At 66.5% G+C, this 14,766-nt stretch carries 13 protein-coding genes and 1 tRNA gene; 9 read left to right on the forward strand and 5 right to left on the reverse strand.

The genetic code is table 11. The features are described from left to right. Positions 1–78 precede the first annotated feature (78 nt). Positions 79–510 carry a PaaI family thioesterase gene (locus tag Q0603_RS18195; protein ID WP_298728380.1) on the forward strand — a complete coding sequence of 144 codons (432 nt, stop codon included), beginning with the start codon at positions 79–81 and terminating at the stop codon, positions 508–510. Positions 511–534: 24 nt separating this feature from the next. Here the strand turns inward: Q0603_RS18195 and Q0603_RS18200 are convergent, their stop codons facing one another. Beyond that, positions 535–774 carry a DUF1127 domain-containing protein gene (locus Q0603_RS18200; RefSeq protein ID WP_298728383.1) on the reverse strand — a complete coding sequence of 80 codons (240 nt, stop codon included), beginning with the start codon at positions 772–774 and terminating at the stop codon, positions 535–537. A gap of 95 nt (positions 775–869) precedes the next feature. Here Q0603_RS18200 and Q0603_RS18205 point away from each other — a divergent pair, with 95 nt between their 5' ends. Next, positions 870–1,658: a winged helix-turn-helix domain-containing protein gene (locus tag Q0603_RS18205; protein WP_298728385.1), complete on the forward strand. Its 789-nt coding sequence runs from the start codon at positions 870–872 to the stop codon at positions 1,656–1,658. On the opposite strand, the gene Q0603_RS18210 is transcribed toward Q0603_RS18205, so the two are convergent. Both Q0603_RS18210 and Q0603_RS18215 read right to left on the reverse strand, forming a co-directional pair. After that, a complete protein-coding gene (locus tag Q0603_RS18210; protein WP_298728387.1) occupies positions 1,589–1,990 on the reverse strand; it encodes a SirB2 family protein in 402 nt (133 codons plus the stop codon). The genes Q0603_RS18205 and Q0603_RS18210 overlap by 70 nt on opposite strands. Positions 1,991–2,004: 14 nt before the next feature. Then, positions 2,005–4,308 carry a nitric-oxide reductase large subunit gene (locus Q0603_RS18215; protein ID WP_298728388.1) on the reverse strand — a complete coding sequence of 768 codons (2,304 nt, stop codon included), beginning with the start codon at positions 4,306–4,308 and terminating at the stop codon, positions 2,005–2,007. 279 nt (positions 4,309–4,587) lie between these two features. On the opposite strand from Q0603_RS18215, the gene Q0603_RS18220 reads away from it, so the two are divergent. Then, a tRNA-Gly gene (locus tag Q0603_RS18220) sits at positions 4,588–4,661 on the forward strand. A gap of 50 nt (positions 4,662–4,711) precedes the next feature. Here the strand turns inward: Q0603_RS18220 and Q0603_RS18225 are convergent. Further along, positions 4,712–6,610 carry an AMP-binding protein gene (locus tag Q0603_RS18225; RefSeq protein WP_298728389.1) on the reverse strand — a complete coding sequence of 633 codons (1,899 nt, stop codon included), beginning with the start codon at positions 6,608–6,610 and terminating at the stop codon, positions 4,712–4,714. A gap of 205 nt (positions 6,611–6,815) precedes the next feature. Between Q0603_RS18225 and Q0603_RS18230 the strand changes: the two genes are divergently transcribed. From Q0603_RS18230 to Q0603_RS18255, 6 genes are read left to right on the forward strand one after another with little or no spacing between them, the layout of a single operon-like run. After that, positions 6,816–7,604: an ABC transporter ATP-binding protein gene (locus tag Q0603_RS18230; RefSeq protein WP_298728391.1), complete on the forward strand. Its 789-nt coding sequence runs from the start codon at positions 6,816–6,818 to the stop codon at positions 7,602–7,604. Next, positions 7,594–9,543: an AMP-binding protein gene (locus Q0603_RS18235; protein ID WP_298728393.1), complete on the forward strand. Its 1,950-nt coding sequence runs from the start codon at positions 7,594–7,596 to the stop codon at positions 9,541–9,543. Before Q0603_RS18230 ends, Q0603_RS18235 begins: the two co-directional genes overlap by 11 nt. Before the next feature lie 8 nt (positions 9,544–9,551). Beyond that, the gene (locus Q0603_RS18240) at positions 9,552–10,439 is read left to right on the forward strand and encodes a branched-chain amino acid ABC transporter permease (RefSeq protein ID WP_298728395.1); all 888 of its coding nucleotides are present in this window, start codon (positions 9,552–9,554) and stop codon (positions 10,437–10,439) included. A gap of 3 nt (positions 10,440–10,442) precedes the next feature. Continuing rightward, positions 10,443–11,516: a branched-chain amino acid ABC transporter permease gene (locus tag Q0603_RS18245; RefSeq protein ID WP_298728396.1), complete on the forward strand. Its 1,074-nt coding sequence runs from the start codon at positions 10,443–10,445 to the stop codon at positions 11,514–11,516. A gap of 48 nt (positions 11,517–11,564) precedes the next feature. After that, positions 11,565–12,815, forward strand: coding sequence for an ABC transporter substrate-binding protein (locus Q0603_RS18250; RefSeq protein ID WP_298728398.1), 1,251 nt, complete (start codon positions 11,565–11,567; stop codon positions 12,813–12,815). After that, positions 12,812–13,606 (forward strand): ABC transporter ATP-binding protein, encoded by a 795-nt coding sequence (locus Q0603_RS18255; RefSeq protein ID WP_298728400.1) that lies wholly within the window; start codon positions 12,812–12,814, stop codon positions 13,604–13,606. Before Q0603_RS18250 ends, Q0603_RS18255 begins: the two co-directional genes overlap by 4 nt. 166 nt (positions 13,607–13,772) lie before the next feature. Here the strand turns inward: Q0603_RS18255 and Q0603_RS18260 are convergent, their stop codons facing one another. Beyond that, the gene (locus tag Q0603_RS18260; RefSeq protein WP_298728402.1) at positions 13,773–14,687 is read right to left on the reverse strand and encodes a hypothetical protein; all 915 of its coding nucleotides are present in this window, start codon (positions 14,685–14,687) and stop codon (positions 13,773–13,775) included. Between the last annotated feature and the right edge of the window lie 79 nt (positions 14,688–14,766).

Below are 14,766 nucleotides of genomic sequence, written 5' to 3' on the forward strand. Positions count from 1 at the left end.
TGGACTTAGACATGGCGGAATCTCCTTATGACTCAACCATATACCCCCTAACTGGGTACGTCAAGTATAATATGCCCGTTGCGCGCCCGCAGCGGCATCGAGCTTTTCCGCGACATGATGGCCGGCAAGCTGCCCGGCGCCCCGATCGCCAGGCTGATGAATATGTGGGTCGATGAGGCCGAGCCGGGACGCGTCGTGTTCGGCGCCCGGCCGGAACGGCAGCATTACAATCCGATTGGCTCGGTGCATGGCGGTTTCGCGGGCACGCTGCTGGACAGCTGCATGTCCTGCGCGGTGCAGTCGCTGCTGCCGAAGGGCATGGGCTACACCACGCTGGAATACAAGGTCAGCCTGGTGCGCGCGATCACCGACCAGATCGGCGCCGTCTATGCCAAGGGCAAGGCGATCCAGGTCGGCAGCCGGGTCGGCACGGCGGAAGGCCGCATCGTCGACGCCAACGGCAAGCTCTACGCCACCGGCACGACCACCTGCCTGATCTTTCCGATCTGATCTGCGGGAAGGCTGTTTTCGGTATCAGCGGCGCCAGACCAGCTTGTGCAGCGCGGCCCGTCGGTCTGCCTCGGTGAGGCCGGCATCGCGGAGCTGCGCGGCATCCAGTTCGGCCAGCTCCTGCCGCTCGCGCGCGAGGCGCTGGGCAGCGACGATCAGGGCGAAAAACCGCCCCGGCAGCCGCAGCCATGACCGGCGCTGCCGGGCATCGGGCAGGACATGGACACCGGACGGAAACACGATGGCTTTCGAAATGCGCGACATGGCGCAACCCTAATGGCCGATGCCGGCATGATGCTTCGGTTCGCACCGAAGCATCCGCGATTGCTGCCCGCGGATGCTGCCCCTAGACTTCACCCATGAGCAGCACCGAACCGCAATTCGCCACCATCGCCGCCCTGTTCGGCGATCCGGCCCGCGCCAACATCCTGCGCGTGCTGATGGATGGCCGCGCCCGCACCGCCAAGGAACTCGCGCTGGCGGCCGGCGTCACGCCGCAGACCACCAGCGGCCATCTCGCCAAGCTGGTGGACGCGCAGCTGCTCGATGTCGCCAGCCAGGGACGGCACCGCTATTACCGCCTTTCCAACGGCCTTGTGGCCTGCGCGATCGAGAGCATGATGGCACTGGCGGGGGAGCGGGTGATGGCACCGCATCGCCACAGCCCCAGGCTGACCGCCGAACTGCGTGAGGCGCGCACCTGCTACGACCATCTCGCTGGCCGGCTCGGCGTGCGCCTGTTCGACCGCCTGCTGCAGCGCGACTGCCTGATTGCACCGGCCGGACCAGCGGAGGATTTTCAGGTTACCCGGGCCGGCCGGCAGCTCTTTGCCGAAATGGGCATCGACGTCGACAGCGTCGCGCGCCAGCGCCGCGGCTTCGCCCGCCCCTGCCTGGACTGGAGCGAGCGCGTGCCGCATCTCGCCGGCAGCCTCGGCGCCGCCATCGCCAGCCGCTGCTTCGAACTCGGCTGGCTCATCCGCCGGCCCGACAGCCGCGCCGTCACCCTGACCCGGCGCGGGCGGGAAGAGCTGGACAGGCTGTTCGGACTCGGATCGCTGGTACCCGGCGAGGCGCCTCAGGCCATCCAGTCGGCGAGAAAGCCGAGCGGATCATGGGCGCGGGCGACCGAGATAATGAAGCCGTAGACCGCCAGCGCCGCCAGCCACAGACCGACCCGCCGCGCCCGGCCGGTTCCCGACCGGAAGGCCATCGCCCCGAGCACGATGTAGACGACCAGCAGCAGCACCTTCGCGGTCAGCCAGGCATCGGCGAAGGGATACTGCTGCACGATGGTCATCAGCATCAGCGCCGCTGTGAGCAGCACCGTGTCGTTCGTGTAGCTCAGGTAGCGCAGCAGCGCTGCCCTGGGCCAGCCGGAGCCCATTACGAGCCCCAGGCCGCGCACCAGGAACAGACCGCCGCTGAACAGCACCGCCGCGACATGGACGAGGCGGATCTCGGCGTAGAACGCACTCACCTCACGCCCGCAGCTTACTCGCCCGGCCTCGCTGCAGTCCCGACATGACCCTGCCCGAAGCCACGCGCGGGCAGTGCGTCCTCGCGGCGCGGGAACACCCACAGGCCGGCAATGAAGGCTGCTAGGATCAGTGCGCCGATGGCGAAGATCGTGTCGCCCGGCACCCGCATCCAGACCAGCAGGTCGACGATCGGCTGCTGCATGAACTCCGCCGAGCGCGCATACCAGTAGCCATGCTCGATCGAGGCGAAGACCTGCATCGTGCCCAGCGGCAGCAGGGTGAGCAGTGCCATCAGTGCCAGACCGATGTTGAAGCACCAGAAGCTGCTCTTCAGCAGGCCCTCGTGCCAGACCACGTCGGGCTTCAGGCCGCGCAGGCAGAACAGCACCAGGCCGATGCCGAGCATGCCATAGACGCCGAACAGGGCAGTATGGCCATGCAGCGGGGTGAGATTCAGCCCCTGCATGTAGTACAGCGACAGCGGCGGGTTGATCAGGAAGCCGAACAGTCCGGCACCGACCAGATTCCAGAAGGCGACGGCGATGAAGAACATCACCGGCCAGCGGTAGCGCTGCATCCACGGCGTGGCCTTGCCGAGCCGGTAGTTGTGGTAGGCCTCGAAGCCGATATAGGCGAGCGGCACCACTTCCAGAGCCGAGAAGCTGGCCCCCAGCGCCAGAACCGGAGTCGGCGAACCGGCGAAGTAGAGGTGATGCAGCGTTCCCAGCACGCCGCCACCCATGAACACGATGGTCGCGAACAGGACCGCCACGCTGGCCGTCGTCACCTTCAGGAGACCGAGGCGCGTGAACAGGAAGGCGATCACCGCCGTGGCGAAGACTTCGAAGAAGCCCTCGACCCAGAGGTGGACCAGCCACCAGCGCCAGTATTCCACCATCGAGATATGGGTATGCTCGCCCCACATCAGCGCCGCGCCGAAGAACAGGCCGATCGCGACGGTGGACAGGAACAGCAGGCCGACGATGGAGCGCGCTTCCGACTTCTGCATCAGCGTCGGCCACAGCGCACGGCCGACCAGGAACAGCCACAGCATCAGGCCGATGAACAGGAAGACCTGCCAGAAGCGGCCCATGTCGGCATATTCCCAGCCCTGGTGACCTAACCAGAAATTGTTCTCGAGGCCGAGAGTCTGCATGACCGCCATCCACTGGCCGGCGAAGGAGCCGACAACGATGATCAGCAGGCAGACCCAGAGGAAGTTCACGCCGAGCCTCTGGAAGGGCGGCTCGTAGCCCGAGATGGCCGGCGCGATGTAGAGGCCGGTGCCGAGCCAGGCGACCGCAATCCACAGCACCGCCAGCTGGGTATGCCAGGTCCGCGTGATCGAGTACGGCAGCACCTCGGCCAGCTCATAGCCGTAAACCAGCTGACCCTCGACCTGGTAATGCGCCGTCATCGCCCCGAGCAGGATCTGCACCAGGAACAGCGCCAGCAGCACCCAGAAATATTTCGCAGTGGCCCGCATGGACGGCGTCACCGTGACATGCCGCATCGGGTCGAATTCGGGGAAGCTGTGCGTCTCCTCGCGGCCATGGGTGGCGGCGTAGTGCCAGCCGAGCAGGCCGATGCCGGCGAGCAGGAACAGCACGCTGAAGACCGACCAGAGGAAGGTGCTGGCAGGCGGCCGGTTACCGATCAGCGGCTCGCTCGGCCAGTTGTTGGTATAGGTGATGCTGTCATTTGGCCGCTCGGTTGCAGCCGCCCAGGCGGTCCACCAGAAGAAGGCAGGCAGCGCCCGCCGGAGTTCGGGATCGGGCACGGTATCGTTCTTCATGGCGTAGGCTTCGCGCAGGCCGGCCGTCGCCGGATCGTTGCCGAACAGGCTTTCGTAATGCCGCGAAACCGCAGCGATGGCCGCGGCGCGGTCCGCGCTCAGCCTGATCGTGCCGGTATCGGGATCATAGCTGTTGACGCGCATGCTGGAGCGCACCCGATTCTGCAGCGACGACTGCTGCTCCCCGTTGAGATGCTCGTAGCCGGTGCCGAAATCGCGCCGCGCCCAGATGTCCATCAGCGCGAGGATTTCCCGATGCAGCCAGTCGGCGCTCCAGTCGGGCGCGACATAGCCGCCATGCCCCCAGATGGAGCCGAGCTGCATGCCGCCCATCGACTGCCAGACCTGGCGACCCTTCTCGATGTCCGCTCTCGTGTAGACGACATTGCCGCCGTCGGTCACCACCTGCTCCGGCATCGGCGGCGCATTCTGGTAAATCTGGTTGCCGCTCCACAGCAGGACGCTGAAGGAAACCGCCAGAAGGAGGCCCAGCAGGCTCCAGAGTTTCTTGGTGCTGGTCATCGTCATGTCTCCAGTTCCGGACCGCCGGCTACCTGCGGCAATCCGTCATATCCCGATATCCCCCGGGGCATCGCTGCCGCAGCCGGGCAGGCACACTTCTCCATCCGGAGCGGCGCGCCCGGGCCGGAGGATGCCTACGCCGGTGCAGTCGATCCTTGCGCCGGGACAAACAATTGCCGGGTTGATGATCGGAGAAGCGGACGAACCGCGACGGAAAGCCGCATGCCCGGCCGCCGCGCGGTTGAAACGCCGCGCCGCCTTACGCTATCTTGGCGACGCGCGGGTGTAGCTCAATGGTAGAGCAGAAGCTTCCCAAGCTTACGACGGGGGTTCGATTCCCCTCACCCGCTCCAATCGAGAAATCATGCTTTCCAGCGGCGCGGCGCAGTACAGCCGAGCCGTCCTAGCGGCCGGCAAGACGCGACGGGCCGAGGCCGGCCTGCGCGAGGCTGGCGACGAACTCGATTTCCGGCGGGTAGCTCAGTCCGGCGACGCGCCGGGTGACGAAATCGGCGATCTCGCGCGCGAGTTCGGCGCTGCCCGTCTGTCCCGGCTTCAGCACCAGAAATGCCCGCGCCACTTCCCCGAGCAGCTTGTCGGGCCGGCCGACCACGGCTGCTTGGGCGATGGCGGGATGGGACAGCAGGATGCGTTCGATCTCCACCGGTCCGATCAGGTAGCCGGCGCTGTGAATTGCATCATCCATCAGGCCGAGATACAGCACGTTGCCATCGGCATCGATTCGCACCAGATCGCCGGTCAGGTAGAACCGCCCGCCATGGCGGAACCGGCGCGCCGTCGCCGCAGCATCGCGGTGATAGCCCTGGAACCAGAAGAGCGGCGACTTCTCGGTATCGACCGCAAGCTCGCCTTCCGCACCCGGCGGCAGCTCCCGGCCATCGCCGTCCAGCACCACCACGCGCAGTCCCGGCATGGCACGACCGATGGAACCCGGGATCGCGCCGCGGCGCAGGGCCGGCAGATGATGGTTGATCACCGCAAGCCCGAGTTCCGCTTGGCCGTACAGATTGTGCAGTTCGATATCGAGCGCTGACTTTGCCCAGTCGACCAAAGCCTGCGGCAGGGCGCCGCCGACGCTGGAAGCGACGCGCAGCCGCAGGCCCGAGGGCGGCGGACAGACCGCCTGGGCGTCGCGCATTTCCTGATACCAGCCCGGGGCTGCCAGCAGATTGGTGACGCCGTATTTCACCAGCACGCGGTAGACCTGCGCGACATCGAACGGCCCGTCGCAGAACAGAACGGTGCGGCCGAGCAGCAGCGGGCCGATCACGGCGTAATAGAGACCCGCCGCCCAGCCCGGGTCGGAGATGTTCCAATAGACGTCGTCGTCGCGCGCATCCAGCCCGACCAGCATATGCTGCTCCAGGCAGGCGAGGGCCCTGACGGGCACCGGCAGGCCGCGCGGCACGTCGCGGCCGCTGATCGTGTAGAGCAGGACGAAGGGATCGTCGCCGTCCATCGTTGCATCCGCCTCCAGCGGGCGGGCGGCATGCAGCGCCAGCCAGAAGGAAACGTCGCGGTCACCGATCGCCGTTCCGCCCTCGCCTTCCACCGAGACGACGCGCAGGCTTTCATCCTGCGGCAGCTTGGCGCGCCCGGCGCCGTTGCTGACGATCACCTTCGCGCCGCTATGCTCCAGCCGGTAGGCGATGGCCTGCGGGCCCAGGGTGGTGAAGAGCGGCACCTGGACGGCGGCCAGCCGCCACAGCGCCAGGGTCGCGATCAGGTATTCCGGCCCCTTGGGCAGATGGATGACGACGGGCGTGCCCCTGGTGACGCCGAGATCGCGCAGCACGCTGGCGAAGCGCCGCGAGTAATCCGCCAGTTCTCCATAGGTGAGGCGCGAGGAGCGGCCGGCCGCGCTTTCATGCAGCATGGCCGGCGGGGCATCGCGCCCGGCTTCGGCATGACGGTCGCACAGAAGATGCGCCAGCCTGATTCCGCTGCCGGCATATTTCGCCGGCGCCAGCGCCGCCAGGCGATGCAGCTTGTGTTCCGGCAGGCTGTTCAGGGAAATGCGCGACGCCGCGACGCTGCCGAGAAAGAAGAGCTCGCTGCCGAGGAAATAGCGCCGGGACGTCTCGCTCTGCTCGACCATGCCCTGGCGGATCAGCGTCGCCAGCAGGCGCCGCACGGTGCCCTTGCTGAAACCGGTATCGCTGACGAGGTCGGTCAGGCGTGCGCCGCGGCTGCCATGGCTCGCCAGCTCCTGCAGCAGCGTGATGGCGCGTTCCAGGCTCTGCGTTCCTGTCGCGCTGGCTTCCGCAACGGCGGTCTGCACCGTTTTCCCTCCCCTGTGGTAGTCCACATAGTGGACCGCAGACATCGCAAGCGCAAACCTGCAACGTCGCTTGCACCCGCGCTGCCTGCATGTTTATCATCCATCCGATCAGCAGCAGAATCAATGCGGTCCGAAATATGGACCAGCACGGCAATCAACAAGCTGAAGCTGCTGACACGGACGCGTCAGTCCGGGAGGAGACGGAATGGAAGCGGCGGCAACCAGTCTGGAATGCCAGGGTGTGGTACGCAAATTCGGCGGCCTGGTCGCGCTGAAGGACGTGTCGCTGTCGATCGCTCCGGGGCAGATCTATGGCCTGGTCGGGCCCAATGGCAGCGGCAAGACCACCCTGGTCAATGCCGTCACCGGCTTCTATCCGCCGCAGCAGGGCCGCATCCTGTTCGAAGGCCGGGACATCACCGGACGCAAGCCGCATACCGTGGCGAAGCTCGGCATTGCCCGCACCTTCCAGAACCTCGCGCTGTTCCGCGGCATGAGCGTCCTCGACAACATCATGATGGGACGCCACATCCATATGCGCCCGCGCGCCCTGAGCACGCTGCTTTACTGGTGGTGGGCGCAGCGTGACGAAATCCGCGAACGCGAAGTCGTCGAGGAAGTGATCGACTTCCTGCAGCTGCAGGACGTGCGCAGCGAGCCGATCGAGACGGTTCCGCTCGGCCTGCAGAAGCGGATCGAGCTGGCCCGCGCCCTGGTGGCGCAGCCGCGCCTGCTGATCCTGGACGAGCCGATGGCCGGCATGAACCAGGAGGAAAAGGAATACATGGCGCGCTTCATTCTCGATGCGCGCGAGGAACGCGGCCTGACCGTCCTGCTGATCGAGCATCACATGGATGTGGTGGCGGCGATCTGCGACCAGATGACCGTGCTCTGCTACGGCGAGAAGATTGCCGAAGGCCGGCCGGCCGACGCGCTGGCCGACCAGAAGGTCATCGAGGCCTATCTCGGGAGCAGGAACCGCCATGCGGCTTGAGGCGCTGGCCAGCGATACCGGAGCGGTGCCGCGCATCCATGCCGGCATGGATGGCGGGACGCTCGTCTCGCTGCTGGCCGCCAATGCGGCGGCGCATCCGCAGGAAGTCGCCATGCGCGAGCGCGAGCATGGCATCTGGAAGGAGTTCACCTGGCGGCAGTATCTCGATGCGGCGCTCGGCTTCGCCGCCGGCCTCGAGGCGATGGGCTTCCGCGCCGGCGAAGGCCTGCTGGTGATCGGCGACAACCGGCCACGGCTCTATTTCGGCATGATCGGCGCCGGCATGCTGCGCGGCCTGCCAACGCCGGTCTTTTCCGACCTGCCGCCCGAGGAGATCCGCTTCTTCGCCGCCAGCAGCAAGGCGCGCTTCGCGCTGGCCGAGGACCAGGAACAGGTCGACAAGCTGCTCGAGCTACGGACGGAGACCGGCCTGCCCGAGATCATCATCTATGACGATCCGCGCGGCCTGCGAGGCTACAAGCAGCCTGGCCTGGTGTCCTGGGACGATCTCATCGCCCAAGGCGCCGCCCGCCTCGCTGCGGAGCCCGGCCTCCGCGACGACCTGATCAGTCGCGCCCGGCCCGACGATGCCGCCGTCCTGCTGCATTCCTCGGGCACCACCGGCAAGCCGAAAGGCATCGTGCTGCAGCATCGCCGCGCGCTGGCCGCCGTGCGCAACGCCGCCAAGGCCGACTATTTCCAGACCCGCGACGAGCTGATGGCCTATCTGCCGGTGGCCTGGGTCGGAGATTTCGTCTTCACGGTGGCCGGCGGCATCGCGCTGCGCTTCTGCGTCAACATCCCCGAGCGTCAGGACACGGTGCTGGCCAACCTGCGTGAAGTGGCCCCGATGGTCTATTTCGCCTCGCCGCGCTCCTGGGACGGCATGCTGACCCATGTGCAGGTCGGCATGGCGGAATCGTCGCCGCTGAAACGCCGGCTGTTCGACTATTTCATGCCGCTGGCGATCGCCATGGAGCGTGACCGGCTGGAGGGGCGCGCACCGACCCTCGGCCGCAGGATCCTGCGCTGCATCGGCGAATGGCTGGTCTATGCGCCCCTGCGCGACCATCTTGGCCTCGCCCGCGCGCGGCGCCCCTATACGGCCGGCGAGGCGATCGGCGAAGACACCTTCCTGTTCTTCCGCGCGCTCGGCCTCGACCTGAAGCAGTTCTACGGCCAGACCGAGAATGCGGCGCTGACGGCGGCACAGGCGAGCGGCAAGGTGAAACTGCACACGGTCGGCCAGCCGCTGCCCGGCGTCGAGATCAGGATCGCCGAGGATGGCGAGATCCTCATCCGCGCCGACAGCGTCTTCGACGGTTACCTCAATGACGAGGCCTCCACGGCCGCCGCCATGGCCGGCGGCTGGCTGCATACCGGCGACGCGGGGTATCTGGAGGAGGACGGCGATCTGGTCGTGCTCGGCCGCGTCAGCGAGGTGGTGCACACCGCCGCCGGCGAACGCTACATCCCGACCTATATCGAAAATCGCCTGAAGTTCAGCGCCTATGTGAAGGATGCCGCGGTGATCGGCGCCGCCCGCCCGCACCTGGCCGCCATGATCTGCATCGACATGGCCGCCGTGGGCCACTGGGCGGAGGAGAACGGCGTCACCTACACCTCCTATGCCGATCTCTCGCAGCAGCCGGCTGTCGTCGAGCTGATCGCCGGCGTCGTACGCCACGTCAATTCCCTGCTGCCGCCGGGTCTGGCGATCCGCCGCTTCGTCAACCTGCCGAAGGAATTCGACCCTGATGACGGCGAGGTGACCCGCACCCGCAAGCTGCGCCGCAACGTCATCGACGAGCGCTACGCGCCCGTGATCGAGGCTCTGTACGGCAGCGGCGAGTCGGTCGAATTCGAGACCCGCATCACCTACGAAACCGGCGCCACCGGCGTGCTGAAACGCCAGCTGGCCCTGCGCAGCGTGGCCTGAGGCAGATCATGGACATCTATTTCCTCCTCGAACTGGCGGTAAACGGCGTCCTGATCGGCCTGATGTACACGCTGGTCGCGCTCGGCATCGTGCTGATTTTCAAATCCTCCGGCATCGCCAATCTCGCCCAGGGCGCGCTGGCCATGGCCGGCGCCTATATCGCCTGGGCGCTGCTCACGCTGGCCGGCGTTCCGCTCTGGATCGCGGTGCCGCTCAGCCTGATTGCCATGTTCTTCATCGGCGCCGGCATCGAGCGCGTCGCCCTGCGCCCGATGATCGGCCAGCCGGTGATCATGGTGATCATGCTCACGCTCGGCCTCGAAATCCTGCTGCGCGGCCTGGTGCCGGCGATCTTCGGCTCGGTGGTCAAGCGCCTCGATCTCGGCATCCCGCAGGCGCCGGTCATCATCGGCCCGATGCTGATCAACACCGCCTATCTGGTCTCGGGCGGCGTGGCGCTCGGCCTCGTGCTGCTGTCGATGCTGTTCTTCGGCACCCGCATCGGTACCGTGCTGCGCGCCGTATCCGACGACCAGACCGCCTCTTGGTCGGTCGGCATATCGGTGGAGCGCGCCATCGGCCTGTCCTGGGGCATGGCGGGCGTCGCGGCGGCCTCCGGCGGCATTCTCTGGGGCTCGGTGCAGGGCGTCGACTGGACGCTGTCGCTGCTGCTGCTCAAGGCGCTGGCAGTCGCCATCCTCGGCGGACTGGACAGCATCTTCGGCGTGCTGATCGCCGGCATGATCCTCGGAGTCCTGGAAAGCGTGATCCCGGCCTATCTCGACCCTTACGTCGGCGGCGGCAGCCGCGACGTGGTGGCATCGATGGTGATTCTGCTGACGGTGATCTTCCGCCCTCACGGCCTGTTCGGCCGCGAAGACATCGAGCGGGTGTAAGCGATGTTCTACCGCCTCTCCGGCATCAAGCACGTCTCCTACGCGGCCGACCGCCAGCTCTGGCCGGTGCCCTTCGACCGCTATCTCGTCATCGCGGCGGTCATCCTCGGCATTACCGCGCCGTTCTATCTGTCTCCGCTCTATCTCGGCAGCTACATGCTGCCCTGGATCATCTGGGCCACGGCCGCCCTGTCGCTCAATCTGCTGATGGGCTGGGCCGGGCAGATCCATCTCGGCTTCGCCGCGGTTATGGCGATCGGCGCCTACAGCGCCATCCATCTCGCCCGCGCCGGCGTTCCTTTCGAACTGGCGCTGCTGCTCGCCGGCCTGCTTTCCGCCCTGATCGGCATGATCTTCGGCGCGGCGGCACTGCGGGTGAAGGGCCTCTATCTCGCGGTCTCCACGCTGGCCATGCAGTACATGATCGACTGGATCATCTCGCATGTGCCGGCGATCAGCGGCGGCAGCCAGGCCACCCTGCAGACCCCGGTGATCCGCATCCTCGGCTTCCCCGTCGATTCGGATGCCGGCCGCTACTGGGTGGCGCTCGCCGTCTGTGCGCTGGTGACGATCTTCATGCTCAACGTGAAGCGCACCAGCTTCGGCCGCGCGCTGGTCGCCGTGCGGGAGAAGGATTTCGCGGCCGCGATCATCGGCGTCAATCCGTTCTACTACAAGCTGGTGGCCTTCTGGGTCTCGTCCTTCCTCGGCGGCGTGTCCGGCGCGGTGCTGGCCTTCTGCTATTACCGCGCCGTGACCCCGGAGCAGTTCCATCTCGACGTTTCGATCCAGGCGGTCGCCATGGTGATCGTCGGCGGCATGGGTTCGATCCTCGGCAGCTTCTTCGGCGCGGCGCTGGTGCTGCTGGCCCCCATCGTGCTGAACAACTTCGTCGGCTGGTTCGTGGCTGCGATCGGCCTGTCGCTGTCGCCGGAAGTGCTCGCCCTCATTCCGCTGATCCTCTACGGCGGCCTGATCGTCGGCTTCCTGCTGTTCGAGCCGCTCGGCCTCGCCAAGATCTACGACAATATCCGCAATTATTTTCTGGTGTGGCCTTTCCGGCATGCCCGCCGGTGAGGCGTTGAGTTGCGTAAAACCATAACCACAGAGTGAAGGGAGAACGCCATGAACAGGATTGCATTGAACCTGCTGGGAGCGGCGGCCTTGGCCGTCACGACCGGCAGCGCTATGGCACAGGACAAGGTCATCAAGATCGGCCTCGCCCAGGATTTCACCGCCGTCTATACCTTCGTCACCTCGGACTACAACCAGGGCCAGCGGGACTATTTCACGCTGATCAACGAGCGCGGCGGCATCAAGGGCCACAAGATCCAGGCTGAAGTGGTCGATACCGCCAACCAGCCGCAGCGCGGCATCGAGGCCTACGAGCGCATGAAGAATGAAGGCGCGGTTCTGGTGGACTTCCTGTCCACGCCGGTGTCGCGCGCCGTGGTGCCGCGCGCGCTGAAGGATCAGGTCAACATGCTGACCCTGTTCCATGGCCGCTCGGATGCAGCGGATGGCGAGACCTTCCCCTACATCTTCCCCATGACGCCGCTCTACTGGTCGCAGGCAACGAACATCCTGCAGTACATCAAGGAGCAGGAAAAAGGGAACCTGAAGGGCAAGAAGATCGCGCTGGTCGGCATCGACTCGCCCTTCGGCCGCGAGCCGCAGCCGATCTTCCAGGCGCTGGCCGAGAAGGAAGGCTATGAGCTCGGTATCTACCCCTATCCCTCGCCGGGCAACGAGCAGTCGGCGACCTGGACGGCGGTGCGCCGCTTCCAGCCGGACTGGACGGTGATCTGGGGCGCCGGCGGCGGCCAGACCGTTTCGCTGCGCGAAGCCATCCGCAACGGCATCAAGCTCGACCGCCTGCTGTCGGTGATCTGGCTCTCCGAGGTTGACACGGAAATCGCCGGCAAGGAGGCCTCGAAGGGCGTACTGCGCTTCGAGGGTGCCGCCTACGGCAAGGATGCCGCCGTGATCAAGGCGATCGAGACGGAAGTCGTCGCCAAGGGCAAAGGCGCGGGACCGGCCGCCAAGGTGGGCTCGACCTACTACAACATCGGCGTTGCCGGCGCGGCGCTGGTCGCGGAAGGCATCCGGCTCGCGCTGGAGAAGAATCCGAACGGTCCGCTCACCGGCGCCCAGCTCAAGGCCGGCCTCGAGAGCATCAAGGATTTCGATGCCCAGGGACTGATCCCGCCGGTGACCATCACCGCCAAGGACCATCAGGGCGGCGGCAAGGGCCGCATCTCCCAGTGGGACGGCTCCAAGTGGGTGCCGAAGACCGACTGGTATGCGGCGTCCCAGGATCTCGTCTGGGAGCTGGTCCGCAAGAACGCGGAAGAGTTCAAGACGTCGGGGAAATGACCGTGCTGCTGGCGCTGGAAAACATCGAAGTCGCCTACGATCGCGTCTTCCAGGCGATCAAGGGCGTCTCGCTGACGGTACCCGAGGGAGGCGCGGTTGCCCTCCTCGGAGCCAACGGCGCCGGTAAGAGCACGACCCTCAAGACCGTCTCGGGCCTGCTGAAACCCGAACGCGGAGAAGTGACGCGCGGCAATATCCTGTTCCAGGGACAGGATATCGCCGCGCTTTCAGCGCCGCAGCGCGTGCGGCTCGGCATCGTCCAGGTGCTGGAAGGCCGCCGCGTCTTCGGCCATCTCACGCCGGCGGAAAATCTCATTGCCGCCGCCTCCATGCACCGCAGCCGGCAGAAGGTCGCCGAGCTGATGGAGATGGTGTTCGCCTTTTTCCCGCGCCTGGGCCAGCGCGCCAATGCCAAGGCGGGCTATCTCTCGGGCGGCGAGCAGCAGATGCTGGCCATCGGCCGCGCGCTGATGACGGAACCCAAGCTGCTGATGCTGGACGAACCGAGCCTCGGGCTCGCGCCCTATCTGGTGGACGAAATCTTCGGCACGATCAGCCGGATCAACCGCGAGCGCGGGATGGGCGTCCTGCTGGTCGAGCAGAATGCCACCGCGGCGCTCGAAATCGTCGACCATGCCTATCTGATCGAGAACGGCCGCGTGGTGATGAGCGGCAGCGCCGAAACGCTGAAAGCCAATCCCGACGTGCAGGAATTCTACCTCGGCGGTGCCGGTCGGGTGGATTACCACGCCGTGAAGCATTACCGCCGCCGCAAGCGCTGGCTGGCCTGAGCCGCCGCATTCACCGGGTTACCGGATTCCAACCTTCCGGCCGCAGCCGTACCGCAGTACACCCTCGCGCGAGACCGGCGCTGCCGGGCTCGGCCCTTTTGGGTGTTTCCTCCCTTTGACTTGATGGCCCCTCTCGCCGCCCGAACGTGGCGACTGGGGTCTTTTTTTATGCCGCCTGCGCCGCGGCCCGGGCCGGCAGGCGGATGACCCGCTCGACATACAGCAGCGACAGCACAAGCAGCAGGGCGAGCGCGGCAAGCGACGCCAGCATGTGGCTGCCATGGGCGATCAGGCCGAACACGAAGGCCATCACCATGGCCGAGACGCTCGCGACCGCTCCGGCCAGGCCGCTGCCCGCCGGCAGCTCGGCCAGCGTGAGATGCCGCAGCGCCAGCGTGTCGCAGGCCAGCCAGTAGGACTGGCCCGCCACCGCGGCGACAAAGAAAACCGGGGCGTAAGCCTCCGCCGTGCGCCAGCCAAGATGGGCGTCGAGCAAAAAGGCATAGGCAGTCGCGGCAAGTGCAAGCAGCGGCGCCGCGCGCAGCACGAGATGCACATGACGGTCGAGAACGCGCGCAAGACCGAGCCCCGCCAGCGCGCCACCGATCGTGGAGGCTGCGACAAAGAGGCCGAGAGCGTGGGACGCATCGGTGACGTTGGCCGCATGCATGGCAAAGAACGGCACCGCCATATCGATGGTCTGTGCGACCGCGCGCATCGAGAGATAGCGCCGGAACCAGGGCGAGGTCTTCGTCAGCCGCCAGCCATCGGCAAGCGAGGGAGACGTTCCGCCGCGGGCACCGCGGACTTCGAAAAAGAGCAGGATGGCGAGGGCGCCGAGCACCAGGCAGGCGGCGCCGAGCAGCAGCTTCCAGCCATAGCCGTCGAGGCTGCGCGGCGTGTCATGCTGCAGATAGAAGAAGAGCAGCAGGATGACCGTCAGCCCGCCGCCCGCCGCGAGCCGCAGCGCCAGCAGGGCGCCGCGCCGCTCGGCGGGAATGGCCTTGGCGGCAAGCTGGCGGAAACCGAGGCCCCCAAGGCCATTGGCAATGCCGACCAGAAGCAGCAGGGCAATGATCACGGGGGCATATTATACTTGACGTACCCAGTTAGGGGGTATATGGTTGAGTCATAAGGAGATTCCGCCATGTCTAAGTCCA

The sequence above is a fragment of the uncultured Ferrovibrio sp. genome (genome assembly GCF_937960835.1).
Lineage (GTDB): Bacteria > Pseudomonadota > Alphaproteobacteria > Ferrovibrionales > Ferrovibrionaceae > Ferrovibrio.

Bases quoted from the DNA above. Each gene is read 5' to 3' on its own strand.
- Q0603_RS18235 (WP_298728393.1), top strand. From the start codon at position 7,594: ATGCGGCTTGAGGCGCTGGCCAGCGATACCGGAGCGGTGCCGCGCATC.
- Q0603_RS18200 (WP_298728383.1), bottom strand. From the start codon at position 774: ATGTCGCGCATTTCGAAAGCCATCGTGTTTCCGTCCGGTGTCCATGTC.
- Q0603_RS18215 (WP_298728388.1), bottom strand. From the start codon at position 4,308: ATGACCAGCACCAAGAAACTCTGGAGCCTGCTGGGCCTCCTTCTGGCG.
- Q0603_RS18255 (WP_298728400.1), top strand. From the start codon at position 12,812: ATGACCGTGCTGCTGGCGCTGGAAAACATCGAAGTCGCCTACGATCGC.
- Q0603_RS18250 (WP_298728398.1), top strand. From the start codon at position 11,565: ATGAACAGGATTGCATTGAACCTGCTGGGAGCGGCGGCCTTGGCCGTC.
- Q0603_RS18230 (WP_298728391.1), top strand. From the start codon at position 6,816: ATGGAAGCGGCGGCAACCAGTCTGGAATGCCAGGGTGTGGTACGCAAA.
- Q0603_RS18205 (WP_298728385.1), top strand. From the start codon at position 870: ATGAGCAGCACCGAACCGCAATTCGCCACCATCGCCGCCCTGTTCGGC.
- Q0603_RS18240 (WP_298728395.1), top strand. From the start codon at position 9,552: ATGGACATCTATTTCCTCCTCGAACTGGCGGTAAACGGCGTCCTGATC.
- Q0603_RS18245 (WP_298728396.1), top strand. From the start codon at position 10,443: ATGTTCTACCGCCTCTCCGGCATCAAGCACGTCTCCTACGCGGCCGAC.